Origin of the sequence: Myroides odoratimimus (assembly GCF_030326305.1) — a bacterium.
Taxonomy (GTDB): domain Bacteria; phylum Bacteroidota; class Bacteroidia; order Flavobacteriales; family Flavobacteriaceae; genus Flavobacterium; species Flavobacterium odoratimimum_A.
The window spans coordinates 1-26,149 of the sequence record NZ_JACAKB010000037.1 but is presented as its reverse complement, the minus strand read 5'-3'; the positions used below and the strand labels follow the sequence as shown (position 1 = coordinate 26,149).

The 26,149-nt window shown below is 34.1% G+C and carries 26 protein-coding genes; 9 read left to right on the top strand and 17 right to left on the bottom strand.

The window, feature by feature from the left end:
* Positions 1-70: 70 nt before the first annotated feature.
* The 4 genes from HX049_RS16655 to HX049_RS16640 form a co-directional block, all read right to left on the bottom strand.
* Positions 71-658, bottom strand: coding sequence for a hypothetical protein (locus HX049_RS16655; RefSeq protein WP_286417329.1), 588 nt, complete (start codon positions 656-658; stop codon positions 71-73).
* A 236-nt stretch (positions 659-894) separates the two neighbouring features.
* Positions 895-2,226 carry a Fic family protein gene (locus HX049_RS16650; RefSeq protein WP_286417328.1) on the bottom strand — a complete coding sequence of 444 codons (1,332 nt, stop codon included), beginning with the start codon at positions 2,224-2,226 and terminating at the stop codon, positions 895-897.
* 176 nt (positions 2,227-2,402) lie between these two features.
* Positions 2,403-3,257, bottom strand: a complete 855-nt coding sequence (locus HX049_RS16645) for an energy transducer TonB (protein WP_286417326.1) — start codon at positions 3,255-3,257, stop codon at positions 2,403-2,405.
* A gap of 448 nt (positions 3,258-3,705) precedes the next feature.
* Positions 3,706-4,674 (bottom strand): quinone oxidoreductase family protein, encoded by a 969-nt coding sequence (locus HX049_RS16640; RefSeq protein ID WP_286417324.1) that lies wholly within the window; start codon positions 4,672-4,674, stop codon positions 3,706-3,708.
* Positions 4,675-4,896: 222 nt separating this feature from the next.
* Between HX049_RS16640 and uvrA the strand changes: the two genes are divergently transcribed.
* Together uvrA and HX049_RS16630 are read left to right on the top strand one after the other, a co-directional pair.
* Positions 4,897-7,731 (top strand): excinuclease ABC subunit UvrA, encoded by a 2,835-nt coding sequence (gene uvrA / locus HX049_RS16635; protein ID WP_286417323.1) that lies wholly within the window; start codon positions 4,897-4,899, stop codon positions 7,729-7,731.
* Positions 7,732-7,735: 4 nt separating this feature from the next.
* Positions 7,736-8,458, top strand: coding sequence for a TIGR00730 family Rossman fold protein (locus HX049_RS16630; protein WP_006260044.1), 723 nt, complete (start codon positions 7,736-7,738; stop codon positions 8,456-8,458).
* Between the two features lie 186 nt (positions 8,459-8,644).
* On the opposite strand, the gene HX049_RS16625 is transcribed toward HX049_RS16630, so the two are convergent.
* From HX049_RS16625 to HX049_RS16595, 7 genes are all read right to left on the bottom strand, one after another.
* Positions 8,645-9,802 carry a TlpA disulfide reductase family protein gene (locus HX049_RS16625; RefSeq protein WP_286417322.1) on the bottom strand — a complete coding sequence of 386 codons (1,158 nt, stop codon included), beginning with the start codon at positions 9,800-9,802 and terminating at the stop codon, positions 8,645-8,647.
* A 189-nt stretch (positions 9,803-9,991) separates the two neighbouring features.
* Complete coding sequence (locus tag HX049_RS16620; RefSeq protein WP_286417321.1) at positions 9,992-11,125, bottom strand: TlpA family protein disulfide reductase; 1,134 nt, start codon at positions 11,123-11,125, stop codon at positions 9,992-9,994.
* Positions 11,126-11,402: 277 nt separating this feature from the next.
* On the bottom strand, positions 11,403-12,569 hold the full coding sequence (locus HX049_RS16615; protein ID WP_286417320.1) for a redoxin family protein: 1,167 nt from the start codon (positions 12,567-12,569) through the stop codon (positions 11,403-11,405).
* A 101-nt stretch (positions 12,570-12,670) separates the two neighbouring features.
* Positions 12,671-13,438, bottom strand: a complete 768-nt coding sequence (locus HX049_RS16610) for a LytR/AlgR family response regulator transcription factor (protein WP_041892065.1) — start codon at positions 13,436-13,438, stop codon at positions 12,671-12,673.
* Positions 13,431-13,787: a hypothetical protein gene (locus tag HX049_RS16605; RefSeq protein WP_286417317.1), complete on the bottom strand. Its 357-nt coding sequence runs from the start codon at positions 13,785-13,787 to the stop codon at positions 13,431-13,433. The genes HX049_RS16610 and HX049_RS16605 overlap by 8 nt, the downstream gene beginning before the upstream one ends.
* 6 nt (positions 13,788-13,793) lie before the next feature.
* Complete coding sequence (locus tag HX049_RS16600) at positions 13,794-15,149, bottom strand: 2TM domain-containing protein (protein WP_286417314.1); 1,356 nt, start codon at positions 15,147-15,149, stop codon at positions 13,794-13,796.
* Positions 15,133-15,291, bottom strand: a complete 159-nt coding sequence (locus HX049_RS16595) for a hypothetical protein (RefSeq protein WP_205273837.1) — start codon at positions 15,289-15,291, stop codon at positions 15,133-15,135. The genes HX049_RS16600 and HX049_RS16595 overlap by 17 nt, the downstream gene beginning before the upstream one ends.
* A gap of 234 nt (positions 15,292-15,525) precedes the next feature.
* Here HX049_RS16595 and HX049_RS16590 point away from each other — a divergent pair, with 234 nt between their 5' ends.
* From HX049_RS16590 to HX049_RS16580, 3 genes are all read left to right on the top strand, one after another.
* A complete protein-coding gene (locus HX049_RS16590) occupies positions 15,526-16,074 on the top strand; it encodes an IS1096 element passenger TnpR family protein (RefSeq protein ID WP_286417307.1) in 549 nt (182 codons plus the stop codon).
* 69 nt (positions 16,075-16,143) lie between these two features.
* A complete protein-coding gene (locus HX049_RS16585) occupies positions 16,144-17,208 on the top strand; it encodes a nucleoid-associated protein (RefSeq protein WP_041892072.1) in 1,065 nt (354 codons plus the stop codon).
* A 68-nt stretch (positions 17,209-17,276) separates the two neighbouring features.
* Complete coding sequence (locus HX049_RS16580; protein WP_286417303.1) at positions 17,277-17,813, top strand: DMP19 family protein; 537 nt, start codon at positions 17,277-17,279, stop codon at positions 17,811-17,813.
* Positions 17,814-17,857: 44 nt separating this feature from the next.
* Here the strand turns inward: HX049_RS16580 and HX049_RS16575 are convergent, their stop codons facing one another.
* From HX049_RS16575 to msrA, 3 genes are all read right to left on the bottom strand, one after another.
* On the bottom strand, positions 17,858-18,283 hold the full coding sequence (locus HX049_RS16575) for a hypothetical protein (RefSeq protein WP_286417300.1): 426 nt from the start codon (positions 18,281-18,283) through the stop codon (positions 17,858-17,860).
* A gap of 109 nt (positions 18,284-18,392) precedes the next feature.
* Positions 18,393-18,671 carry a hypothetical protein gene (locus tag HX049_RS16570; RefSeq protein ID WP_286417297.1) on the bottom strand — a complete coding sequence of 93 codons (279 nt, stop codon included), beginning with the start codon at positions 18,669-18,671 and terminating at the stop codon, positions 18,393-18,395.
* Positions 18,672-18,677: 6 nt separating this feature from the next.
* Positions 18,678-19,223, bottom strand: coding sequence for a peptide-methionine (S)-S-oxide reductase MsrA (gene msrA, locus HX049_RS16565; RefSeq protein ID WP_286417294.1), 546 nt, complete (start codon positions 19,221-19,223; stop codon positions 18,678-18,680).
* A 186-nt stretch (positions 19,224-19,409) separates the two neighbouring features.
* Here msrA and HX049_RS16560 point away from each other — a divergent pair, with 186 nt between their 5' ends.
* Positions 19,410-20,090 carry an ABC transporter ATP-binding protein gene (locus HX049_RS16560; RefSeq protein WP_286417291.1) on the top strand — a complete coding sequence of 227 codons (681 nt, stop codon included), beginning with the start codon at positions 19,410-19,412 and terminating at the stop codon, positions 20,088-20,090.
* Entirely contained in the window at positions 20,083-20,841 is a 759-nt protein-coding gene (locus tag HX049_RS16555; protein ID WP_286417288.1) for a TIGR02757 family protein, read from the top strand. The genes HX049_RS16560 and HX049_RS16555 overlap by 8 nt, the downstream gene beginning before the upstream one ends.
* Here the strand turns inward: HX049_RS16555 and HX049_RS16550 are convergent.
* From HX049_RS16550 to HX049_RS16540, 3 genes are read right to left on the bottom strand one after another with little or no spacing between them, the layout of a single operon-like run.
* Positions 20,838-21,755 (bottom strand): Ppx/GppA phosphatase family protein, encoded by a 918-nt coding sequence (locus HX049_RS16550; protein WP_006263717.1) that lies wholly within the window; start codon positions 21,753-21,755, stop codon positions 20,838-20,840. The genes HX049_RS16555 and HX049_RS16550 overlap by 4 nt on opposite strands.
* 15 nt (positions 21,756-21,770) lie before the next feature.
* Entirely contained in the window at positions 21,771-23,882 is a 2,112-nt protein-coding gene (gene ppk1 / locus HX049_RS16545; protein ID WP_286417286.1) for a polyphosphate kinase 1, read from the bottom strand.
* The gene (locus HX049_RS16540; RefSeq protein ID WP_286417283.1) at positions 23,882-24,370 is read right to left on the bottom strand and encodes a SixA phosphatase family protein; all 489 of its coding nucleotides are present in this window, start codon (positions 24,368-24,370) and stop codon (positions 23,882-23,884) included. Before HX049_RS16540 ends, ppk1 begins: the two co-directional genes overlap by 1 nt.
* A gap of 170 nt (positions 24,371-24,540) precedes the next feature.
* Between HX049_RS16540 and HX049_RS16535 the strand changes: the two genes are divergently transcribed.
* Entirely contained in the window at positions 24,541-25,095 is a 555-nt protein-coding gene (locus HX049_RS16535) for a DUF4199 domain-containing protein (RefSeq protein ID WP_286417280.1), read from the top strand.
* A gap of 9 nt (positions 25,096-25,104) precedes the next feature.
* The gene (kdsA, locus tag HX049_RS16530) at positions 25,105-25,923 is read left to right on the top strand and encodes a 3-deoxy-8-phosphooctulonate synthase (RefSeq protein ID WP_006263721.1); all 819 of its coding nucleotides are present in this window, start codon (positions 25,105-25,107) and stop codon (positions 25,921-25,923) included.
* The last annotated feature ends 226 nt before the right edge of the window (positions 25,924-26,149 follow it).

The following is a 26,149-nucleotide window of genomic DNA, read 5'->3' as shown; positions in this document are numbered from 1 at the left end:
CAAGATTATTACTCTCTAAAAATGGACACAACCCTTTAAATATCAATTGCTTTAGTTTTTTGTCGTGTACTTAGAAAATTGTATTAAAAGGAACTTCTTTTCCTACAACATCTATATATAATTTCCATACAGTTCCTAAAAAAAGTATAGTAATCGCTCCTATTATAGTTAACCATTTTCGCTTATTTACTAAATTTTTTTCTGCATTACTTCTTAAGCTTAGCTCTATATTTTCAATAACTACAGTATCTTTCTTTTTCTTTCCTGATAATATATCATCAATAATCAGTTGATCATAAAAATTATTCAATGAAGAATAGAGCATCTCTATTGTAACCCAACTTGCTTGTAATGATTGACCTATAGATATATCATTTCTTAACTTTCTTAATCCTAATGCTTTTCTAACTTCGAAGAGGTAAAAAACAGTTCCAAAAATTAGTACCCCAGCCACTATGAACAAATAAACAAAACTATAAATATCAAAATATTGCGATAAAATAATGTATGATAATAATCCCAATAAAACAATACCATATAAAGTCTTTTTCATCAATTTACTCATTAATTCAATTTCATCATCTGATGTATTAAGAACATAAGCTGTAGTTTTTAAATGACTTTTCTTTACTCTCAGATAAGTTAAATTTCCTTTCATATTCTTCTCTTTTTATAAAGTTTTAAAAAAAAAAAAAATATTTCCTGTGTTGCCAGTCTAACAGTATATATCAAATTTGCACCAATCCTATTTCCGTTAGCTACTGAGATAATTCAGGCAAGCGGTTTTTGACTTTTAGGAATTTTAAATATAATTCATTATAACCAATCAAAATTCTAATATTCAAATAAGATAAAAAAAAGCAGCATCCATCTCTGAATACTGCTATTATAAAATTACTGTTTAAGAATACTAATTTCCTTTAATATATGAGTGTTTATTTCTTTACATAAGTCTAAGATCTCCTCTTCCTGTAGTATATGCGTATAGTTTCTTTCTAATAGACTTATATCATTGAGCTTAATACTATATCCTGACTGATGATAATCACATATTATCTCTACCTCAAAAGAAGGCAAATCATCTACTAATCTTAACTCTTGAAAAAGGATGATAAAAATTACACTACTGATATCCCTCTGCCATTCTATCTTGCGATAGACTTCTCTTAAATCTAAACTTAGATGTACATTATCAAACGCACTATCAGAATCAAATTCATAAAAATAAGTAGTGAAGATCGCTCCAAATAAATCATCAAACTTCTTAATTTCGTTTCCAATAGTTCTAAATAAAGGTTCAATACTCTCAATGTAGTTTTGCTCAATAAGCTTCTCTTTATTAGGGAATTTCTTGGCTAAATTTTCTTTTGCTTTTAGTTCACGCTTTAGAAGTTCTATTTCTTTATCGATATCCTCCACCTCTTCTATAGACTTCCCTTCTAGTACATCATAGACCATTCCTTGAGATCGAAGTATCAGCTCTCCTAAGAAAGAGAACAACTCTTCTCTACGTCCTCCATAACACTGAATATCTGCCACATAACGATAGTAAACACCTCTTTCTTGATCATTAATCCATAAAGGAGGATAGCCTAATGCAACAAGAATTAAATTACTTAAAACTCGAGCAGTTCTACCATTACCATCATAAAAGGGATGTATATTTAAATATTCTATATGGAAGTTTAGTGCTACGTCTATTGGATGTGGAGCATCTTTAGCTTTTCGCTGGATTCGATCTATTGAAGCATTGGTTTGGTTTAATAATTCATGTATTCGCTGGGGCACATCTTCAGGTAAAACAAATAAGTATTTTTCTCCTTTATGATTTATTATCTCATTAGCATCAGTCTTCCACTTTCCAATCTGTTCACGCTTATTAGGATCTTCTTCATACATAATTGCCTGATGAATTTCCTTTATTCTCTTCTCAGATAATCTTATTTCTGCCTTGCCTAGCTTTAAGATACTGCTAATGACTTCATCATGCCCCTTAACCTCTAAAATATCTTTAATAGGTTTATGTCGTACATCTATATTTCCTATCATTACACTACGCGTCTCAGCAATAGTTAAGGTATTCCCCTCCATACTGTTAGAGTTGTAATTCCACTCTAACCTAAATTTATTGTGTAACCTATTCAGTTGCTCACTTGACAACTTCCCTTTTAATTCCGCTTTTAGAATCAATTCATCTATCTTATTTTTTACCTCTGTGTATGTCATAATGAAAGGGATTTATAAGGCAACTCTAATACTCTAGTCTTTGATATTACAAGTCCATTACCAACCTATCGAATTGTAAAGATACTATGTAGAACATGATTTACAAATATCTAAAGAAGATAAAAAAAGCAGTATCCATCTCTGAATACTGCTTAATATAGAAAAGTCTAAACAATTTACTGAACTCTAATCGTAACAGGTAGCGTGAACTGAGAACGAACTGCCTTTCCTTTATTCAGGGCAGGTTTCCATTTTGGCATTCTCTTTAAGACCCTAATAGCCTCTTGTCCTACTCCATATCCTGGATCTCTCATCACTTTGATATCTGTTAGACTACCATCTTTCTCTACTATAAAAGACATGATAACTTTTACCTCCTTCACACTAGCATCCAAATCTGGTGTTCTAAATGAACCCACAAATCGGCTGCTAAATTTAGCCATTGTCTCATAAGGTTCTGCTTTAGTAGATACTCCTATATACACTGTCGTATCTTCTAGCGCTTCTCCTGTTGTAGCGTCACTAGAATCCACCACTTCATTCGGATTATCTGTTCTAGCTTCATCAATAGCAATTACCCCATCTGGATTAGCATCTAGATTGTGTGCGCCCGGATTAGCATCTATAAACTCATCTACTGTAGGGGCTACAGTAGTAACTTCATTCGCATCTGCTGCCTCGAACTCGCGAAACTCTACTTCTTTAGTCTTGCTTAATACTGTTTCTACCTTGTTGGCAGGGGGTTCTACGATTGGCTCCTCCTTAGGTGTAAAGATTTCTTCTTCTACTGCTGTAGGTTTAATAACTTCATCAATAATCACTATAACCGAACCTGGATCATTACTTGCAAATAAATTAGAGATCACTGTAGGAACAATAAATACGGCACTAAAGAGAAACATTCCTGCTACTAAGGATAAAACCGTGGTACGCGAACTGTTTTTGCGCAAATTATACGCTCCATACGCCTTATTGCGGTGCTCAAAGACGATATCCAACCAATCTTTTCTAAACAAATCATTCTTTGCCATAATTATTTATTTTAAATGTTAAACAATAGGCTGTTGGATTATTCGAACACCAACAGCTAAATCAATCTACAGTTACTCTCATACTGTATTAAAAAATTAATATTAAACTAAATTGCATGACTAATATACAAATTATAAACGAAAATACTACACATTTATTATTCAAGGGATTTATTTTTCTTAAATAAATATTAATAAAAGTTATTTCTTGTCTAGTTCTTAGTTCGTATTGCTATTCTTTTAGACAATACTTATATACTTGAGAAGTAAGTCCCTACTCTCTCCGTTATTTTGTGCTAATTAACGGACTCACTACGGACTCAAATCGAACGAAACCTGTCTCGTCCTACTATAACTGTACAGTTATAGTTAATCATTCTAGCGAACGAAAACATAAAAAAAGAACTACTTCGGATAAGTAGCTCTTTATATTTCCAGGTCTTATATATCAAATAGTAATCACCAGTCTAGTACCCGAAGGGACTTGCTTATTCCATACTTGTTCGATATCTTCTATCGCATGCGCTTCTGTCTGGATGTGCAGTTTATTATTCGATGCTAATAAAAACATCTCTGGTAGTATAACTTTATTAAATACAATAAGTTCTTCTGGAGAAAGACTTCCAAAACCAGAACCTAAAATCTCAATAGCAGAACTCCTAAGTATGGCTGATGATAACGCAATTTCTTTACCTGCCATATCACCTGCTGTAACGATCTTAGTAGTATGGGCAAGGTGGGTCATAGACTCTCCCTTTAATACCTCCATGATAAGTGAAATAGGTTTGCCCCATAAATAATCAATTACAATATCTATAGGAGTCTCTTTGTGAATCACACTTAATTGTTGCTTTATATTTTCGTCTGTATCTTTTAAATTGATTGTATGACTAGCTCCATAAGATTTTAATTCTTCTAGGAGTTTTTCATTTCTCCCTGTGACTATGATATGCTTAGCGCCGTAGTGTTTTGCTATCTGTACCGCTACTTGACCTGTGACTCCCGTAGCTCCATTGAATAAGACTGTCTGTCCTGCTTCTAACTTCGCTCTAATCAGCAGTGGCATAGCTGATCCTAGTACGGCATTAGGTAATGCTGCAGCTGTCACATTATCTAAGGTATGAGGAATAGGGGTATAATTATCTCCTATTATGGCTTGCTCAGCTAACATCCCTGTGATACCAAAACCATATACTCTAGTCCCGTCTTCTAATTCTCCTACTCCATCTGTCCCCACTACAGTGGGAAACTCTTTATAACTTGCATAGTGTTTTCCACTTACTCTAGATTTATCTAGATTCTTTACCGCAGAAGCTTTGACCTTAATGATCCTATGCCCCTCTTCCGCAGTGAGTATGGAGTCTATCTCTCCACATTTGGGTGTGCTACCCGATTTATATAATATTGCCGCTTTCATTGTTGTGTGTTATAATTTAGCTCTAAAAGTACTTATTTTTTTTGTCTTTTTTTGTGAAGATGTTTTTTTTTGTGGAGGTGTGAAGGTGCTTTTTTTGTGGAGGTGTGAGAAAACAAAATCACAAACCAACGAAATAAAAAATTGCTAATCTCTATCGCAGAATGACAGATGTCCTTCTCATTGGTGAGATAAAATTGTATATTTGTTCCTTTGCCAAAAAATATGTCTAAAACAGAAGAAACAATAGAAGTACTAGGAGCTAGAGTTCATAATCTTAAAAATATAGATGTGTCTATCCCTCGTGAAAAACTGGTGGTTATCACAGGTTTATCCGGTTCGGGAAAATCATCTCTAGCCTTTGATACTATTTATGCAGAAGGCCAACGCCGATATATAGAGACTTTCTCTGCTTATGCTAGACAATTCTTAGGAGGACTAGAAAGACCTGATGTGGATAAGATAGACGGTCTGTCTCCTGTGATTGCTATCGAGCAGAAGACAACCAATAAAAGCCCGAGATCTACTGTAGGTACGATCACTGAGATATATGACTTTATGCGTTTGCTATACGCTAGAGCCGGTGAAGCGTATAGTTATAATACGGGTGAAAAAATGGTGAGTTACTCTGACGAGCAGATTCTAGATCTGATTATCAGTGAATATCAAGGTAAACGCATCAATATACTATCCCCGGTAGTACGCGCTAGAAAAGGACATTATAGAGAGTTATTTGAACAGATAGCTAAACAAGGATTCTTAAAAGTGCGCATAGATGGAGAGATTAAAGACATCACTTCAGGTATGCGTGTGGATAGATATAAGACGCATGATATCGAGACAGTAATCGATAGAATAGCTATAGATGATACAGAACAGACTAAGCAACGCCTTACAGAGAGTATCAAAGTAGCCATGCACTATGGAGATGATATCATCATGGTATTAGAGCATGAAGGAGAGACAGCTCGTTTCTTTAGCCGTCACCTAATGTGTCCTACCACAGGTATCTCTTATTCTAAACCAGAACCTAATAATTTCTCTTTTAACTCTCCTAAGGGAGCGTGTCCATGCTGTAATGGATTAGGTACGATCAACGAGATAAATCATCTTAAGATCATCCCAGACCCTAAGATTTCTATCAAAGGTGGAGGTCTTATTCCTCTAGGAATAGAGAAGAAATCTTGGATGTTCAAACAATTAGAGATTATCGCTGAGAAATACAATTTCTCTCTAAATGATCCTATAGAAAAGATTCCAGCAGAAGCTATGGATATTATTCTTAATGGTGGACAAGAGAGTTTCTCTGTAGTATCTAAAGTAGCGGGTATTACTAAGAACTATAAAATAGACTTCGAGGGTATTGTCAATTTCATCAAAAACCAATTTGAAGAAAGTGATAGTGCAACTATCAAAAGATGGGCAAAGGAGTTTATGGATGAAATCGACTGTCCTGAATGTAATGGTACTCGTCTTAAAAAAGAAGCACTCTATTTTAAAATAAGCGATAAGAATATCGGTGAGCTTATACAGATGGATGTGGAGACACTAATCCATTGGTTTAAAGAATTACCAAGCAAATTATCAGAGAAACAAAAGAGTATTGGGTCTGAAGTATTAAAAGAAATCACTACTCGTCTATCTTTCTTGCAAGATGTTGGATTAACTTACTTATCTTTGAATAGAAGCTCTCGAACTTTATCAGGTGGAGAAGCGCAGCGAATCAGATTAGCGACTCAGATAGGTTCTCAGTTAGTAGGTGTATTATATATCTTAGATGAGCCCAGTATCGGATTACATCAACGAGACAATGAAAGGTTGATCAAATCGCTAGAGTCACTAAGAGACATCGGTAACTCAGTCTTAGTAGTAGAGCATGATAAGGATATGATCGAACGCGCAGATTACGTTATCGATATCGGTCCTAAAGCAGGTAAGAATGGAGGAAAGATAATAAGTGAAGGTACACCTGCTCAATTATTAAAAGAGGATACATTAACAGCTAATTACCTAAATGGTAAGCTTAAAATAGAAGTTCCTAAAAAACGCAGAAAAGGAAATGGTAAAACATTGAAGTTAGAAGGCGCAACAGGAAATAATTTAAAGGATGTGACCATAGAGATTCCTCTAGGTACACTTACTTGTGTGACAGGAGTGTCAGGGTCTGGTAAATCTACGTTAATCAACGGTACATTATACCCGATCTTAAACACACACTTCTTCCATGCAGTAGCAAAACCACAACCTTATAAAAAAATAGTAGGTTTAGAACATATTGACAAGGTGATTTCTATCGATCAAAGTCCGATAGGACGTACACCTAGATCTAACCCTGCTACTTATACAGATGTATTCTCTGATATAAGAAACTTATTTGCACAAGTACCAGAAGCGGCTATACGAGGGTATAAACCAGGGCGTTTTAGCTTTAATGTAAAAGGAGGACGATGTGATACCTGTGAAGGATCTGGAGTGCGTACCATAGAGATGGGGTTCTTACCTGATGTCTATGTAGAATGTGAAACATGTCAAGGAAAACGATTCAATAGAGAAACACTAGAGATTCGCTATAAAGGAAAGTCTATATCAGATATACTAGATATGACTGTAGCAGAAGCTGTAGGATTCTTTGAGAATATTCCGAAGATATATAGAAAGATTAAAACGATAAACGAAGTAGGACTTGGATACATCACCCTAGGCCAGCAGAGCACTACTCTATCTGGAGGAGAGGCTCAACGTATCAAACTAGCGAGTGAGTTATCTAAGAAAGATACAGGTAATACGTTTTATATCTTAGACGAACCTACAACAGGTCTGCACTTCGAAGATATACGAGTGCTGATGGAGGTAATCAATAGATTAGTGGATAAAGGGAACTCTATCTTAATTATCGAACACAATCTAGATGTTATCAAAACAGCAGATTATATCATCGATGTGGGATATGAAGGAGGTAGTCAAGGTGGTCAGATAGTTGCTAAAGGGACACCTGAAGAAATATGTAAAAATGACAAAAGCTATACAGCTAAGTTTTTAAAAATGGAATTAAAAAATTAAGAATATGAAAGAAGCATTTGAAAGCGAAGAGGCTAAAATCCAAGACAAGTTCAAACAAAGATCTTGGAATGAGATTAAGACTAATGATTCATGGGGAATCTTTAAAATCATGTCTGAATTCGTTAATGGGTATGAGAAAATAGGTCGTATCGGGCCATGTGTATCTATCTTTGGTTCTGCTAGAACTAAAACAGATGATCCTTACTATAAATTAGCAGAAGAAATTGCTTTTAAAGTAAGTAAAGCAGGTTACGGTATTATTACTGGTGGTGGTCCTGGTATCATGGAAGCTGGTAATAAAGGAGCTCACTTAGGTAAGGGAGTATCTGTAGGTCTAAACATAGAGCTACCTTTCGAACAACACTTCAACCCATATATTGATAGCGATAAGAACTTACAGTTCGATTATTTCTTCGTACGTAAGGTAATGTTCGTTAAATATTCTCAAGGGTTTGTAGTTATGCCTGGAGGATTCGGTACGCTAGATGAATTATTCGAAGCGATCACATTGATCCAAACGAAAAAGATTGCTAAATTCCCTATCGTATTAGTAGGTAGCGCTTTCTGGGGTGGATTAATTGATTGGGTAAAAGATGTTCTTTTAGATAAATACCACAATATCTCTCCTGAAGATATGAACTTAATCAAGATCGTCGATTCAGCTGACGAAGTTGTAGAAGTAATTGATGCTTTCTACAAAAAGTACAATTTGAAACCAAATTTCTAAAAAGTGTTTTAGATCCTGATAAAAAAGACTGTTATAGCGATATAACGGTCTTTTTTTGTATGTAATCTACGCACCTACTGCCGTAGGCAAACATTCATAATTCTTTAAAAAGCCAAATTATAGATAGCAAAAAGGGCTATTATGACATTGTCATAATAGCCCTTTTTGCTTTATTGTAAACGAAGATTATTTAGCTAATAATTCTTCTACTGTTTTACTTAGCTCCTCACCTCTTAAGTTCATAGCAAGAATAGTTCCGTTACCATCTACAAGGTAGTTAGCAGGGATCCCTTCGATACCATAATCTGCAACGATAGGATCTTCCCAGAACTTTAAGTTAGATACTTGAGTCCAAGTTAATTTATCTGTTGCAATCGCTTTCTTCCATGCAGCGTCTTCTTTATCGATAGAGTATCCGATAATATCAAACCCTTTTGCATGGTAAGCTTCATACGCTTTTACTACATTAGGATTTTCTTGACGGCAAGGTCCACACCATGCTGCCCAAACATCTACCAACACTAACTTCTTTCCTTGTAAGAAAGAGGATAGAGTTAATTCTTTTCCTTCTGGAGTAAGTGCTTTAAACTCTGGTAATTTTTCTCCTACTGATAATCCTTTTACTCCTTCACCCTCATCTAATATTTGGCTTAAACGCTCAGCAACTCTCTTACCTATCTTAGATTCTTTTAATCCTTTAGAATATTTGTCGTACTCTGCTTTAAATTCTGCTGGTGTTTTTTCTCCTGCAGGAATCATTTGATTTAGTAAAAACATTCCGAAAGCATTCCCCTCATTCTCTTTAGCGTATTTGTCTAAAATAGTTTTAGGAGCTACTAACAATTCTTCGTACTGAGCTTGTAATTTTTTAAACTCTTCAGAATCTGTTTGACCGCTTTGAGCCATCATCATCATTTGCATTCCATTCTCGTCAGAGAACTTCATGATCTTCTCTGCATAAGGATTAATTTCATTTTGAAACTTCTGAAGCTTCTCATTGTTCTCAGTTCCACCAACAACAGTCTTCTCTGGTGTTTCTTTATCAATCTTAATTGTAATCGTTCCTGGTTCACCTAAGAAAAAGGCATTAAACCCTTGCTCTCCTTCACTTTTAATACTTAAAAAAGCTTCATCTAACTCTGTAAACTTATGTTCGATAGATACCTTCCCACCTACGATAGTTCCTTTAGCTACCTCTGTAGGCACATCTTTACCTACCTCTACAGCTAATATTTCTACTTCAGTATTATCAGGGAAGTTACTAGCAGTCACTTCAATAACACTTTTTTTCTCACACGATGCAAATACTAATGCGGCGATAAGAAAAACTCCTAATTTTTTCATTTAAATATGTTTTTTATTTTAATCCTTAAAAATAGACATTATTTTAAACGAACCCCTTTATTTTTACATACTTTTTAAAATGATTAACTAAATACTATTATGCTTACCCTATAAATACCTTATACAGTTCTATAATTGTAATAAAAAAAGCTACCATGAACATACTCATGATAGCTTTATATTTTCTAATTACTTAGCTAAGATTTCTTCTATCTTCTTACTAAGTTCTTCTCCTCTTAGATTCATTGCTAGAATAGTACCATTCCCATCTATTAAATAACTTGCAGGAATTCCCTCTATTCCATAAATTGGTACAATAGGATCATCCCAATACATCAAATTAGAAACCTGAGTCCAAGTTAACTTATCTACTTGAATAGCTTTTTTCCAAGCTACTTCTTCTTTATCTAGCGAATACCCTATAATATCAAAACCTTTATCGTGATATACTTCATAAGCTTTTACTAAATTAGGGTTCTCTTGACGGCATGGTCCACACCACGAAGCCCATAGATCTACTAAGACTAACTTCTTCCCTTCTAAGAAAGTAGTTAAAGTTAATTCTTCGCCTTCTGGTGTCAGTCCCTTAAAGTCAGGTAACTTACCTCCAATAGCTAAGTCTCCTTCTGCTCCTGTTAATAGCGACTGTACCTTCTTACCTAATTTTGTCTTTTTTAACTGTGCAGGGTATTTACTAAACTCTTCTTTTAATTCGTCTAATGACTTTTCTTTCGAACCTATCTTTTGAGAAATCATTAATAGCCCTAGAGCGGTTCTATTGTTCTCTATCTCAAATTTATCTACTAATCTAGAAGTCTCTTCTGACAATACATTATATTGTTGTTTCAGTTTTTCTATGACTGCTGGATCGTTATCACCAGATACATTATTAAGTACCGCTCCATTCTCAGTTAGAAACTGTGTCAGTTTATCAGTATAAGGTTTTATCTCATTTAAGAACTGTTGTAACTTTATATTATTCTCAGTTCCACCAATGATAGGGCGATCAGGGTGATGTTGGTCATATTCAATGGTAATTTTACCAGGTTCTCCCATAAAGAAAACGCTATGCCCTACCTGTCCTTCCTCTTGGATAGAAAGAAAACCTTCGTCTATTTCTGTAAATGGATTCTTAAGGCTCACCTTACCATCAACAATAACTCCTTCTGCTACCGCAAACGGCGTATCTTGACCAATCTCTTTAGACAGTATTTCTACTTTTGCATTATCTTGAATATTCTTCGTCGTAATTTCAATTACATTTTTATCTTGGCATGATACAAATACCAATGCGCCAAAAAGCAATACACTTAACTTCTTCATTGAGATATTTTTTGTTTTTACATCGGTTAAAAATAGATATTATATAGGACTAAACCCTCTTCATTTGAATACTTTTAATCACAATTAACCTTTCATATCAATATATTAACAAATTTGGCTAAAAACTTGTATTATTCTGCTAAAAACTTGAATTACAACGAGTCTATTTGCCCTTTTTACCTTACAAATAAGTGCCTTAAACGAGCTAATTTTAGTTTCAAAAAAAACTGCTATAACCTAAAGTCATAGCAGTTCTAAGATATACTTACTGTATAAATTATTTTACTAACAGCTCTTTTACTTTTTCTCCTAATTCATTTCCTCTCAAATCCATTGCTACAATAACACCATTACCATCAATTAGGTAATTCGCAGGAATCCCTTGTATACCATAATCTTCAACAATCGGGTCTTTCCAGAACTGTAGATTAGAAACTTGTGCCCAAATTAGTTTATCTGTTTCAATAGCCTTAACCCAAGCTACTTTATCCTTATCTAAAGAATATCCTATAATGTCAAAACCAAGTTTATGATACTCTTCGTACGTTTTGACAACATTTGGATTCTCTTGACGACAAGGACCACACCATGAAGCCCACACATCTACAAGCACTAGTTTTTTGCCTTCTAAGAATGAAGATAGTGTTAACTCTTTATCCTCAGGGGTAAGCCCTTTAAACTCTGGCAGCTTATCTCCTATATTGAACTGTACAACCTCTTTTCCTTCATTTTCTACTAAATCTTTGATACGTGCTTCCACTCTCTTACCGAATTTAGATGTTCTCAATGCTTCTGGATATTGGTCAAAATCTGCCTTATACTCCGTTAATGATTTTTCTTGCATATTCATCAATTCTACAAACATGATTAATCCAAATACGTTATCTCTATTGGCTGCTTCATACTTCTTGATTGTTGTATCAAATTCATTTGCAAAGCCTTTATATTCTTCTCTTAACTTTTTAAGTTCTTCTTGATCTGATTCAGTAGTTGCTGATTCTGACAACTCTTGCATTCTCGCCATATTTTTTTCAACAAAAGCATTCATCTTTTCTGATATGGGACGAGTATCTTCCATAAACTGCTGTACTTTCTTATTATTAGGTGTCCCTTCTACTGTACTTTTATCTGGATTTTTCTTATCAAATCTAATTGTAATTGTACCTGGCTCTCCTACAAAAAGAACAATATGATTCACATCTTCCGACTCTTTTATAGATAAATAAGTCCATTCTCCTTCTGTAAATGGATTGTCTAATACAGCCTTACCTCCAACTATATCTCCCGTAGCTACAACTTCGGGTTCATTGAAATCTAAGCTTCTAATATAAACCTCTACTTTAGTGTTATCTGGTAGATTCTCTGTCATTATCTCTATAACATTCTTCTTCTGACAAGAAACCATCAGTAAAACTAATGCGAATAAAACACTTAACTTTTTCATAATTATTTTTTTAATTAAAAACTAAATTAACAATTTTTACAATACATATGCATTTATAATTTGATTACTATTAGTTTTATTTATTTTTTTAAACCTTAGTCTTATTTTTCAATCCATTTTTTGAAGTCATTTACCTTCTCTCTACTCACGATTAGCTCTTCTGATTCTAGATTAATCAAGTTTAGCTTTAACCTAGAGTTAGAATAGGAATAAATATCTTTAATACTGTGAATAGACACAATAAACTTTCTATTCATTCTAAAGAAATCTGTTGGGTCTACCATCTTTTCTAATTCCTCAAGACTGTAATCGATAATATAATTACGCCCTTCTGTAGTCTGTACATAAGAAGCTTTATTCTCACTATAAAAACAAACAACCTCAGAGCGCATCACAATCTTTATCTGTGTTCCCACCTTTACCACAAAGCGCTCTTTATACTCCACTGTACCTGTACTACTCGAGTTCATAAACTGCTTAAAGAGATCTAATTGTTGGTTAAATCCAAAAAAAACAGCTCGATTATTCTCAAACTTTTCGATGGCTTGTTTTAATTCTTTCTCTTCAATAGGTTTAAGTAAATAATCTATACTATTCAACTTAAATGCTCTTAAAGCATACTCATCATAGGCTGTTGTAAAAATAATAGAACTATTAATCTTTACTTGTTCGAATATCTCAAATGACAGTCCATCAGACAACTGAATATCTAAAAAAATAAGGTCTGGTTCTTTATTAGAACCAAACCATAATACTGCCTCTTCGACACTAGAAAGGTTTATCATAGAACTATAACCTAACTTATCTAACTTCCTCTCTAGCGAGCGAGCTGCAGGCTTTTCATCTTCAATAATAACTATACTAATCATGATGATTTAATCTTACTTGGTATTGATATGTTTTTTTTAATCTTTCGAATTCTCTCTTCTCCATTCTCTCTTGCAACTTTGACAACACAGGTATCTTATCTATGTATAGAATAATAACTCTTACCAATGCACATAGAATTAATATAGAAAACAGTAAATATGCATTCATTGGATTATCATTACCTACTCGTACTCGTTTAAAATGATAATAATTAGCAAAGAATATAAAGGCTATAATTGCCATATAAACAATAATCTCTATCCCAATACAAACTAAACTATTATAACGCTTTCTTTGAAGTCTTTGATAGCTCCTTAAAGCTTCTGGTGATATGGTTGACTCTTTCATATCCTGTTAGTTCCATTTTTGTGTACCTCCATTATTATGCTTATCCATATACTCTCTGATTTTCTTATCCTCCCAATCTTTACCTAAGAACAGACTGTAATTAAATGTTCTCATCGCATCAGCAGCTAAGCCTATTCCCCATCCAAATAAAGGAATCAATGCCCATGGAAAAGTTGGATTGGTAATCATATTGATCACGATTAAAAAAACATTAACCATGATGAATGTAGTTAAATGAGCATAAAACTTCTTTATTTTTTCTACATTTTTCTTAGCTTCTACTAAGATTTCTTGTTCGTTCTCAGGTACATCTATGATTCTCATCTGTTCTATAATTTTAGTTAGTATTGGTATTCTTACTGTAAAATATTCTTCTGACTCTTCTATAAATACTGGTTTAGAAGTTAATAGCGCATATCGACTGGCTATATTCTCTAACCCGATTCCTTTTCTACTTTCGAAAGCCTGTTTTTTATTCAATGTATTTTGGATTATTAGATATCCGTCAGGACTTTCTTTAATTAGGATATGTATTGGTCTCTGTGAAGATGACTTATTGTGCTTAATCACATTTTCTAATAGCAACTGTAAAGACAATGGAACTACTTTAGCACCTTCTTGTTTTACCTTTTCTGGCAATTCAAAGATCAAACTATCTTCAAATCGCATCTGTAACAGCTCAATATAAGTCTTCGCAAAGGCTAACTCTTCTTCTAAAGGAACTAATTCTTTATTCTTCTGATCTAAGATATAGCGGTAAGTTTTAGAAAGAGAATGGTTAAACTCTACTGCTTTTTCTTGATCCTCTTCTATTAATGCCCCTAATACATTTAAACTATTAAACAAAAAGTGAGGATCTAACTGGTTCTTAAGACTTTCGAACTGGGCAGACACATTACCTGTTATTACTTTCTGTTCTTCTAACTGTTGATCTTTTACTAAAGAAGAAAAGGTAATATGAAAATAGATCGCTAATAAAATAGTATAAAACACAGTGAAGTTTAAAACAGACCTAAAGCCCCCATTCATAAACACAGTAGCGATATGCCCTCCCTCTACAAAGAAACTATTAATCATCTTTAGAAGAATAGCGACACAGAGTATTACTACAAAGTTAATAGCCGTAGTAATCGCTGTAGCCCATCCGATATTTCGTTCGTTTTTTCTTAGATACATATTCAGTTTACCGAAATATATCTTCTTCAAATAGTAATTAACTCCCAATACCACCGAAACAAGTATACTGAAGTAGAATATAAATAAATAGATATCTAAGTAATGGAGATTAAGTACCCTTCTAAACATTAAAAATGTTATCAGTAATACAGCCCCGATCTTTACAATATTATTTTTTTGCTTCATCTTTTAAAACAAGATTAGTCTTTACATTTATTAACTGTTGTTTTTCTTGAAAAACACTTTTTGAATCTCCTGTTCTGTTTATTCCAAACATAGATAAGAAGAATGTTATCAAAAATAAAGTAATGGTAATAATAATTTTCATATCTCTGGTGTTTTTTGTTGAAGCAAAGATGTAACAGAACCAACAACTAAAAAAAAGAAGACTACCGAATTGTCAAGTTTAAGGGATGAACTGTAAAACGCTTGCTTTTACACTAAAAAACTGGCTCTCAACCAGGTGTAGCTATTTCGTTAAAATGTAGGTAAAAAGACAGGGTTTTATTCCTCAATAATGAATAATAAGTTTAAATTTGCGTTTCTAATCCACAAAAAAGTTATGGTTTATAAGTTCAGAGTAATCCTTGATACTGAGGAAGATATATTTAGAGACATTGCTATTTTAGAAGATGACTCATTAGAAGATTTACACAATGCTATCGTTAATGCTTTTGGTTTTGACGGAATGGAGGCAGCTTCTTTTTATGCGTGTGATGATCAATGGACTCAACTAGAAGAGGAAATTTCGTTGTTCGATATAGGAGATACTCCTGGAGAGCACAAAACAATGAGCTCTACTACTATCGGTTCTATCTTAGATGAAGAAAACACAAAAATCATATATGTATATGACTTTTTAAATATGTGGACTTTCTTCGTTGAATTAGGAGCTATCGAAGAAGAAGAGCCAGGGACAGCTTACCCAGAATTACTTTTCTCTCATGGTATCTTACCAGATAGTATGCCGGGCAAATCATTCACAGCCAACCCTGTATCGAATGAAGATATTTATGGAGAATTTGACGATGACTTCGATGACGAAGACTTCGATATGTTCGACGGAGATGATAGTTTTGAAGACTTCGGATACGAAGACACTTGGAACTAATAACTATTAATTTCATTTTTTAATTTATACTTTAAGTGGTATACTACTACTTAATATATTATTGCCATTATGATCAACTTATTTAATACGCACATTGAAACTCTATCTATTCATAGAGTTGGGAATAAAAGTAGAAATGAAGCTATCTTCTTATCTGCAGAACCTTATAATTTAAACGATGAAATAGCTCCTTTATTAAAAGAGTATTTCTTTAAACCGTTCCGCGAAAAAGAAGAAAGCTATTACCAATTTGCTCATGATGTTGATTTAGAATTCAACGAAATGTACAACTTTGCAAATGAGATTTTCAATGCTCCTTCAGCAGATAATGTACAAGAAGTTTCTAAAAAAATCACACGTCACTTATACGAGCAATCTAATCACCCACACATTAAAAATGGTGAGGTTTATGTTACTTACTTAACAAACTTATCTATTGATAATAATGTTGTAGATGCTATCGGTATCTTTAAGAGTGAACTTAAAACTGATTTCTTACAATTACAAGAAAAAGATTCTAATCTAGAAATGCTTCTTCTACAAGGAATCAACTTAAACAAATTAGATAAAGGATGTATTATCTTCAACTATAAAAAAGAAGAAGGATATAAAATCTTAACGATAGATAGTAATAAATATGATGCACGTTATTGGTTAGAGCATTTCTTAAATGTAGATATCTTCCAAGACGAAGCGTTTATGACTAAGAAATACCTTAAGTTCTGTCAAGATTTCGCTAAAGACGTAGTTCTTCCTGCTGAGGATAAAAAAGAAGAGGTGATGTTTATGAACCGTTCTGTAAACTACTTTGCTAAAAATGACGAATTCGAAGAAACAAATTTCTTAAACGAAGTAATAGACAATCCTGATTTAGCTGCGGAGTTTAAAAACTACAAAGTGGACAAAGGAGAAAAATACAGTATCGAAGACACTACATCTTTCCCTATTGCAAATAATGCAGTGACAGATGCTAGAAAGAAACTGAAAAATGTAATCAACCTTGATACTAACATTCAAATTAAACTTGATTTTATCAACCCTGATAGCGCTGATAAATTCGTAGAAAAAGGATGGGACGAGGAGAAACAAATGTATTACTACCTAGTTTACTTTAACAAAGAACAAAAATCTTAATTAAAGACATATCAAGGCGATTCCACACTGATTTGGAATCGCTTTTTTTATACCTAATACCTTATAATATGAGAGAATTCAACTATATCTTAATATCAGAGAACACATTTAGCAGTGAAAATCCGTTAGACATTATTAACTCTAATATCTCTGTAGTAAATTACTTACGTAACTCAGAAGTAGGTGATGATGAATTACATCCAGATGCTTTCGCTAGCTACTGTGTAGATTATTATCTAAACCTATTAGAGACAGAAGGGCTAGCTGCTTTTATTTGGAAGAGTAAATGGGATCTAGACCTAGTAGAGATTATTCATGCTGGGCTTACTGCTATGGAAGCAAAAGAACACTTAGACTATTTCGAAAAACAAATGCGCAGAGTAAAAGCATTTAGTAATATCAAACTAAAGAAATTCTTCGAACTAGATTTAGGCAAAGAAAAAGAAACGACTTCTCTACTTGAAGACAACTCGTTTAAAGAAATTACAGAAGATTTAAGAGCACTTAATTCTTCTTGGCTTAAAACACACCCTGATCTAAAAGTTGTAAGCTTAGAAGAAATGCAAAGCATTATTACAGGCTTTCTAGACTCAGATTCAGAATAGTACACATAAAAAAGCTCCTCAATATGAGGAGCTTTCTTTTTGTATTATTTACTGAATTCGAACTTTGAAATCTTAAGATCATTACCTTCTTGACTTAGGTAAATTTTCTCTGTAATTGCTTCTGGTTCATTTTCATATTTTACTTTGTATTCAAAATAGAAATCTTTAGTCTTCGCTTTTTTATCTCTATCAGTCATCTCCCATTTATCCATTGTAAAGCTATCTAACTTTCCAAATTTCTCTTTTTTAGCTTTTAAGTCTTCTACAAGTTTTGCTTTTTGGTCGCTATTGAAGAAGTCATCATCTACTAAGTTAGGGATAGAATCGTATAACCCTTGTTTAACGTTGTAATAATACCATCCTATAATCTTCTCACCAGCTTGTTGATCCCCCAATTCTCTACTTTTTTTTGCATTGGTACAAGACATAAAAACTAACGCTGCGAATAATAGTGTAAAAACTTTTCTCATAAGAAATACTTTTAATTAATTGTTAAATTCTAAAACTCTCCTGATCTTTTTATTTTACATAAATTTAATAAATAATAATGATTTACACAAATTACCTGCAAAGAATTAACTATTCTTGTTTTTTACCAAAATATGTATAAAACCAAGTTATAGTATATGTGGGTATAAAATCTAGACCTGGAGACAGCTCTTCGATGAAGTTAACCACAGCTGCTACCTTACCTACTTTACCAGGATACATCTTTGCTAGAATGTAGGCTGACACTGGTGCCCATACCAGATCAGCTATCTCTCCCACCCCAGGTATAGCATAGGATAAGTACCCTATAAGGTCCATAAATATTCCAATAAACAGCTGTCTATATTTAATTCTATTATTCGTAATCATCGTTACTTACTTAAGCTTCGCATTGTACTTTGCTTTAAACTTGTCTAATTTAGGCTTTACCACTAACTGACAATAAGGGTTCTTATCTCCACTCTTTTCAAAATAATTCTTGTGATAATCCTCTGCCACATAGAATTTCGTCGCTTCTGATATTTTAGTTACGATAGGATCATCGTATACTTTTTCACTACTCAAGATATCTAAATACTCTTTAGCGGCAGCTTTCTGAGCTTCTGTCGTGTAGAATATCTCACTTCTATACTGTGTCCCTACGTCTTCTCCTTGTCTATTTAAAGTAGTTGGATTATGACTCGTAAAGAACACCTCTAATAATTCGTTATAATTAATCGCTGCGGGATTATACATTAGCTTCACTACCTCTGCATGGCCAGTTTCTCCTGTACATACCTCTTCATAAGTAGGGTTTTCTTTTTTTCCTCCGATATATCCTGGAAGCACTTCTTCTACTCCTTTTAAGTTTTTATAGATAGCTTCAATACACCAAAAACATCCTGCTCCGAATATTGCCGTTTCTAATTTATTATTTTCCATTGTCTTACTTTCTATTTTCTATTCGTTAATTGCTTTATCTAGTTAGTCATAAGCCATATTAGACTTATTTAAATCAGCAGTATAAAGATACTTTTTTATTTTAAAAATATATTACTCGTCTTTTAATCATTTTTAGGTTTTTAAAATAGGTAAAAAGCGTTACTTTGTATTTCTAAAATTAAGTAAATGATCAGAGCAACTAATATTCATAAATACTACGATAAACTTGAGGTTTTAAAAGGAGTAGATCTACATATAAAAAAAGGAGAGATTGTTTCTATTGTAGGAGCATCTGGAGCTGGTAAGACAACCTTACTTCAGATACTAGGAACATTAGACAAGCCTTCTATAGAAAGTCAAACCACTCTTTCTATAAATGGTCAAGATATTCTAGGTCTTAAAGACAAAGAAATATCTAAATTTAGAAACTTACACCTTGGCTTTATCTTTCAGTTTCATCAGTTACTACCTGAGTTTACGGCTTTAGAGAATGTGTGTATCCCAGCTTTTATTGCTAATAAAAACAAACAGGAAACAGAGAAGGAAGCTATTCGTTTATTAGAATATTTAGGACTATCTCACCGTATCCATCACTTCCCTTCTGAATTATCAGGCGGAGAACAGCAACGTGTAGCTGTAGCTAGAGCGCTAATCAATAAACCCCTTGTCATCTTTGCAGATGAGCCATCAGGTAACCTGGACACACACTCAGCAGAGAACTTACATAAGTTATTCTTTAAACTAAGAGATGAATTAGGGCAGACATTTGTCATTGTTACACATAATGAAGAACTAGCGAATATGGCTGATCGCAAATTAACCATGGTAGATGGTCAAATTAAACAAAAACAAAACTTTCATGACTAAAGCAGAACTTAAGGAGTTCCTTGATGAAAAGGTAATTCTTTATAACAACCCTACTTTTATTCAGGACGATCCTATACAAATCCCTCATCTATATACACTAAAAGAAGATATAGAAATATCAGGGTTCTTAAGTGCTACTATCGCATGGGGAAATAGAAAAATGATTATTAAGAATGCACATCACATGATGGAGCTCATGGGAAATTCTCCTTATGACTTCGTGATGGAGCACCATGATGACCACTTAGATAGTTTAGACAGCTTTGTGCACAGAACTTTCAATGGTGTAGATTTTGCAACTTTTATAAAAGGGCTTAAACATATTTATACCAACCACAATGGACTAGAAAATGTCTTTGCAAACCAAGAAATGAATATGCAAGAGAGAATTTCTAACTTCAAAAAACTATTCTTCGAGATAGAACATCAGTCGCGAACACAGAAGCATATCTCTGACCCGCTCAAAGGATCTGCTGCGAAACGAATCAATATGTACCTGCGCTGGATGGTCAGAGATGATCATAAGGGAGTAGATCTAGGGATATGGAAACAAATCAGTACAGCTGATTTATCTTGTCCATTAGACGTACACTCTGGTAATATGGCTAGAAAGCTAGGTATCCTAACGCGAAAACAAAATGACGCAAAGGCACTAGCTGAACTAGATGCGGCTTTGCGTCGTTTCGATCCTATAGATCCTGTCAAATATGACTTCGCCCTATTTGGTCTAGGAGCTATTGAGAAGTTTTAATAATCTATGACTTGATAATCAAGTTTTACTTTATTGTAATAAAGTGCTTTTACGATACCATCTGACACCCCTATTTTAGGAACATAGATATATTTAGCACCACTCCATTTCATGGCGTTATTATAGATGTTTATAGCAGGTATAATAACGTCAGCACGATCTGGGTTCAATCCTAATAAAGAGATTCTATCGTCATAAGACATCTTACTTAGTCGTAGTAATTGTTTGTGTAGATAGAAGTAAGTAAGAGGCTTATCTTGCGTCTTACCAGACATTTTAAAGATCTTATTAATATTCCCACCACTACCGATGACGATTAAGTCTTTTAACTCCTTAGTCTCTTCCTTGATCCACTGCTCTATATCTGTCCATACCTGAGGCTCTACCATATTATTTAATAGACGTACAGTACCGTTTTTAAACGATCTTGAGTTCAACTGTTTCCCATTAGAGAACAGCGTAAACTCTGTACTTCCACCTCCCACATCGATATACAGAATACTATTGCTACTATTGATAAAGTGCTTTAAATCTGATGAAGCAATGATCATCGCCTCTTTTTTACCATCTATGATACTGATCTTTATTCCAGATTCTTTATACACTCTATCTACGATAGATGTAGCATTAGTAGCTTCTCGCATGGCACTAGTAGCACATGCCATAAATCGATCTACCTTATTTACCTTCATTAATAAAAAGAACGCCTTCATTGCATCCACCATACGGTCTTCCGCCTCAGGAGATACTTTTCCTGTAGTGAAAACATCTTGTCCTAATCGAATAGGGACACGTATTAATGAACTCTTACTAAATATAGTCTCTCTTCCCTCCTCCTCGATGATATTCATAATCAACAGTCTCATGGCGTTAGAACCTATATCTATAGCAGCATACTTCTTTATTTTTAGCATATATAATTTCTTCTTTTACTTTAACTTATTTTGATAATACTTATACATTTCTTGCTGAGCATGAAACATATTTTCAGCCGTATATCCTCTATACTTATTAGACAAGTCTGCTGTCTGATATCTCGTCTTATAGTTTCCTTTCCACCCGATATCGAATGTATCGATCAACTCTTGTTTTACTAAATCATCATAGATAGGACAAGTCACCTCTACCCTTTCATCTAAATTTCGAGTCATAAAGTCCGCTGAAGAGATAAACACCTCAGGGTTGTCATTATTCCCAAAAATATAAACTCTAGAGTGCTCTAAGAAACGGTCTACGATACTGATCGCTTCTATATTCTCACTCATACCAGGTACTCCAGGTATAAGCGAACAGATTCCTCTAATGATCAACTGTATCTTAACTCCTGCATTACTCGCTTCATATAGTTTATCGATCATCTTCAGATCTGATAAGCTATTCATCTTTAAGCGAATATAAGCAGGCAATCCATTCTTAGCATTCTTAATCTCTCTTTCTATCAACTTATAAAACCCTTTACGCGTATAGTGTGGAGATACTAATAAATGCTTGTAACGATGTACACGATAGTTCACTTGAAGAAACTCAAATACCTTAGACACATCCTTCATTAGCGAATTATGGCTAGTAAATACAGTCACATCTGTATATACCTTAGCTGTACTCTCATTAAAGTTACCTGTTGAGACAAATCCGTAACGTTTTACCTTTTTATTTTCCAGACGCTCTACTACACAGATTTTGCTGTGTACTTTCAGTCCTTTCACTCCGAATATTAACTGAACTCCTTCTGCCTGCATTAATTCAGAGTAATAAATATTACTCGCTTCGTCGAAACGCGCTTGCAATTCCACTTGAGCGATTACCTTCTTACCATTCTTTACAGCATTAATAAGAGAGCTAATAATCTGTGAATTTTTAGCTAGTCGATACAGAGTTATCTTAATAGACAATACTTGTGGATCTAAAGCCGCTTCACGCAAGAACTTAACTAAATATGAATAAGACTGATAAGGAGTGTAGATCATATAATCACGCCTCTGTATCTGCTGAATAATACTATCCTCAAGACTTAATCCCTTCACAGCTACAGGTATCTGTTTTGGATAGGTAAGATCCACTCTCCCTGTAGTCGGGAAGCCCATATAATCACGTCTATTATGATATCTTCCAGAGGGAATAATACTATCGTTAAGCTCAATCTCTACGTTCTCTAATAAGAAATCTAACAGCTCATCATCCATCTCCTGATCGTAAACGAAACGCACAATAGCCCCTTGCTTTCTATCGCGTACTCCACTGGAAATCTTCTCTACAAAAGATTTGTGTAAATCTGTATCGAAATCTAGCTCCGCATCACGTGTTACTTTAATCATAAAAGCAGATTCTGCTTTTAGATCAAAGATATTAAAGATAGAATCTAGGTTATATCTGATGATATCGTCTAACATCATGATATATTTCTTGCCTGGATCCTCAGAAGGTACTTCTACGAATCGATTAATAATATTCGGAATCTCGATAATAGCATAGCGAACCGAGCTATTATCACGTCTTTGTTTATTAGTACAGTGCTTCTCTACCAGCTTTTCGTCTACTTCTAACTTCACAACTAAGTACCCATGCGTATCCCTTAGAAGAGGGAACTCAGCCAAATCACTTAGGATAATAGTCACTAAGTCAGGAGATACTTGATGTAAGAAAAAGTCTTTGACAAAGGCTTGTTGTTTCTCACTGATCTCTTTCTCATTGACCATAAAGATTCCTTCATCTTCTAGTTTGCGCTCTACATCATGTAATATACGTACACTTTCTTTTTGAAGTTGAATAACTCTCTCTGTAATTTGAGCCAATAGATCTTTTACAATAACTCCACTTCCCAGTCTTCGATTACTCTCCCCTGTCAATGTCATTCTACGTATAGTGGCATAACGAACTCTGAAAAACTCATCCAAATTATTTGAGAATATACCGATGAATCTCAGTCTTTCTAATAAAGGGACTGTTTCATCACCAGCTTCTTGAAGTACTCTTTCATTAAATGACAACCAGCTTTTCTCGCGGTCGATATACTTGTATTTTGTTGTGTTATTATTATTCATTATTTCTTTAAGTCTCTTGGGAAAATAGTTAATTCAGTTGTCCCCTTTTCTATCTCTCCCCAGTCATTGGTATCAAAGTTAATGATTACAACGCCTGATGTGGGTACATTTTCATAGGTTTCGCTACCAAATTTATTAACAAATTTTGTTATTGCCTCATTATGCCCGAAAAGAATTAGGGTATCATGCTCATTTTTACATTTTTTTATCGCTTTGGTTAATCCTGACCGTTCAAAAGTATATACTTCGGGATTATAAACAATATAGTCTAAGTTAATATCCATATTCTGACAGAATATTTTAGCCGTCTCACTAGCTCTTTTTGCAGGGCTACTCCATACAATAACTTTAGCAGGTAAATGCCCCATTAAAGTATGCGATACTAAGTGAGCATCAGCAACTCCTTTGGTCGATATTGGGCGTGACAAATCATCTGTTATAGCGTTCCAGCATGATTTTGCATGTCTAATAAGGATTAGTTTTTTCATAATAGTTTTATTTACGGGTGGTTTATTGTATTTTTTTAATTTATGCGTCACAATCCTTGCCAAGAATTATACAAACATATCTAAATCTAATAAAAAATATCAATATAAAATAAATTTTAAGCTATAAAATAAAAACTTTACTTTTGATTCTTTAATTATAAAATAGAATAATGAGAAATTTCTCTATAGAATTTAAATGGGCTTCTTATGCTACGTTAGCAGCTTTAGTTTGGATGTTTATTGTCAAATCTCTTGGTTTTCACGACTTAGAAAAGATTAGATATGAGGTCGGTTTTGAACTACTTTTTAACCTTGTGTTGATTATCTTTTATTGGTTGGGAATAAGACAGAAGAAACGCGAATTCTATAACGGTGTTGTTTCTTGGCAACGTGCTTTCTTATCAGGACTAGTAATCTGTATTATGATTACATTCTTCTTCCCGATTATACAGTACATTACGTTTAACCAAGTTAGTCCTAACTTTATGGCTACCTTACAGGAGGCACTAGCGACACAAACTAGTATGTCTTTAGAAGAAGCAACTAAGAATGCTACTTTTGATATTTTCTTAAGAAATGGTGTGACAAATAATCTGTCTTTTGGAGTTGTATTTATCGCGATTATTTCGTACTTTATACAGTCTAAAAACATAGCAAAGCCTGTGGTAGCAGAGAATAAAAATAACAAGCAAAAGAAGAACAACAAACGAAAAAATAATAAATAATCGAATTTTATGAATTTAAATAATATCCCCCTAATTAAAAACCTTGAGGCTGATAACTTCTTTTTATTAGCTGGGCCTTGTGCTATCGAAGGAGAAGAAATGGCTATGCGTATCGCAGAGCATATCGTAACAGTAACTGACAAACTAAAGATTCCTTATGTATTTAAAGGTTCTTTTAAGAAAGCAAACAGATCACGTATAGATAGCTTCACAGGTATAGGTGATGAAAAAGCGCTTAAAATCTTACAAAAAGTAGGAAAAGAGTTTGGCGTACCTACTGTAACAGATATTCATGAGAACTCTGATGCTGCTATGGCTGCTGAGTACGTAGACATCTTACAGATCCCAGCTTTCTTAGTAAGACAGACAGATCTAGTAGTAGCTGCCGCGAATACAGGTAAGGTGGTAAACCTGAAGAAAGGACAGTTTATGAGTCCTGAGAGTATGAAGCACGCTGTACAGAAAGTATTAGACTGTAATAACGAAAGCGTAATGGTGACAGATAGAGGTACGATGTTTGGATACCAAGATATGATTGTAGATTATAGAGGAATCCCTACTATGCAACAGTATGCTACTACAGTATTAGACATCACGCACTCGCTACAACAGCCAAACCAATCGTCTGGAGTGACAGGAGGACGTCCTGATCTAATCGGAACTATTGCTAAAGCAGGTATCGCTGTAGGTGTAGATGGACTATTCTTAGAAACACACTTCGATCCAGCGAATGCAAAAAGTGATGGAGCGAACATGCTACACTTAGATTACTTTGAAGATTTGATGAAGAAATTGGTTGACATTAGACAAACAATCAATAAATTTTAAAAAATATTTTCAACACTACTTTTTTTATAACCAATCAGTTAGATAAATTCGGTAAAAAAAAGAAGAAAAAAAAGCCTTGCAAGTCTTGCAGATTAAGAAAACAGCCCTATATTTGCACCGTTCTAAACAAACAAGATAAGCAAAAGCTTAGGGGAGATACTCAAGCGGCCAACGAGGACGGACTGTAAATCCGTTGGGAAACCTTCGCAGGTTCGAATCCTGCTCT

Excerpts from the sequence above, each read along its gene's own strand:
- HX049_RS16655 (WP_286417329.1), bottom strand. The coding sequence starts at position 658 with ATGAAAGGAAATTTAACTTATCTGAGAGTAAAGAAAAGTCATTTAAAA.
- HX049_RS16650 (WP_286417328.1), bottom strand. The coding sequence starts at position 2,226 with ATGACATACACAGAGGTAAAAAATAAGATAGATGAATTGATTCTAAAA.
- HX049_RS16645 (WP_286417326.1), bottom strand. The coding sequence starts at position 3,257 with ATGGCAAAGAATGATTTGTTTAGAAAAGATTGGTTGGATATCGTCTTT.
- HX049_RS16640 (WP_286417324.1), bottom strand. The coding sequence starts at position 4,674 with ATGAAAGCGGCAATATTATATAAATCGGGTAGCACACCCAAATGTGGA.
- uvrA (WP_286417323.1), top strand. The coding sequence starts at position 4,897 with ATGTCTAAAACAGAAGAAACAATAGAAGTACTAGGAGCTAGAGTTCAT.
- HX049_RS16630 (WP_006260044.1), top strand. The coding sequence starts at position 7,736 with ATGAAAGAAGCATTTGAAAGCGAAGAGGCTAAAATCCAAGACAAGTTC.
- HX049_RS16625 (WP_286417322.1), bottom strand. The coding sequence starts at position 9,802 with ATGAAAAAATTAGGAGTTTTTCTTATCGCCGCATTAGTATTTGCATCG.
- HX049_RS16620 (WP_286417321.1), bottom strand. The coding sequence starts at position 11,125 with ATGAAGAAGTTAAGTGTATTGCTTTTTGGCGCATTGGTATTTGTATCA.
- HX049_RS16615 (WP_286417320.1), bottom strand. The coding sequence starts at position 12,569 with ATGAAAAAGTTAAGTGTTTTATTCGCATTAGTTTTACTGATGGTTTCT.
- HX049_RS16610 (WP_041892065.1), bottom strand. The coding sequence starts at position 13,438 with ATGATTAGTATAGTTATTATTGAAGATGAAAAGCCTGCAGCTCGCTCG.
- HX049_RS16605 (WP_286417317.1), bottom strand. The coding sequence starts at position 13,787 with ATGAAAGAGTCAACCATATCACCAGAAGCTTTAAGGAGCTATCAAAGA.
- HX049_RS16600 (WP_286417314.1), bottom strand. The coding sequence starts at position 15,149 with ATGAAGCAAAAAAATAATATTGTAAAGATCGGGGCTGTATTACTGATA.
- HX049_RS16595 (WP_205273837.1), bottom strand. The coding sequence starts at position 15,291 with ATGAAAATTATTATTACCATTACTTTATTTTTGATAACATTCTTCTTA.
- HX049_RS16590 (WP_286417307.1), top strand. The coding sequence starts at position 15,526 with ATGGTTTATAAGTTCAGAGTAATCCTTGATACTGAGGAAGATATATTT.
- HX049_RS16585 (WP_041892072.1), top strand. The coding sequence starts at position 16,144 with ATGATCAACTTATTTAATACGCACATTGAAACTCTATCTATTCATAGA.
- HX049_RS16580 (WP_286417303.1), top strand. The coding sequence starts at position 17,277 with ATGAGAGAATTCAACTATATCTTAATATCAGAGAACACATTTAGCAGT.
- HX049_RS16575 (WP_286417300.1), bottom strand. The coding sequence starts at position 18,283 with ATGAGAAAAGTTTTTACACTATTATTCGCAGCGTTAGTTTTTATGTCT.
- HX049_RS16570 (WP_286417297.1), bottom strand. The coding sequence starts at position 18,671 with ATGATTACGAATAATAGAATTAAATATAGACAGCTGTTTATTGGAATA.
- msrA (WP_286417294.1), bottom strand. The coding sequence starts at position 19,223 with ATGGAAAATAATAAATTAGAAACGGCAATATTCGGAGCAGGATGTTTT.
- HX049_RS16560 (WP_286417291.1), top strand. The coding sequence starts at position 19,410 with ATGATCAGAGCAACTAATATTCATAAATACTACGATAAACTTGAGGTT.
- HX049_RS16555 (WP_286417288.1), top strand. The coding sequence starts at position 20,083 with ATGACTAAAGCAGAACTTAAGGAGTTCCTTGATGAAAAGGTAATTCTT.
- HX049_RS16550 (WP_006263717.1), bottom strand. The coding sequence starts at position 21,755 with ATGCTAAAAATAAAGAAGTATGCTGCTATAGATATAGGTTCTAACGCC.
- ppk1 (WP_286417286.1), bottom strand. The coding sequence starts at position 23,882 with ATGAATAATAATAACACAACAAAATACAAGTATATCGACCGCGAGAAA.
- HX049_RS16540 (WP_286417283.1), bottom strand. The coding sequence starts at position 24,370 with ATGAAAAAACTAATCCTTATTAGACATGCAAAATCATGCTGGAACGCT.
- HX049_RS16535 (WP_286417280.1), top strand. The coding sequence starts at position 24,541 with ATGAGAAATTTCTCTATAGAATTTAAATGGGCTTCTTATGCTACGTTA.
- kdsA (WP_006263721.1), top strand. The coding sequence starts at position 25,105 with ATGAATTTAAATAATATCCCCCTAATTAAAAACCTTGAGGCTGATAAC.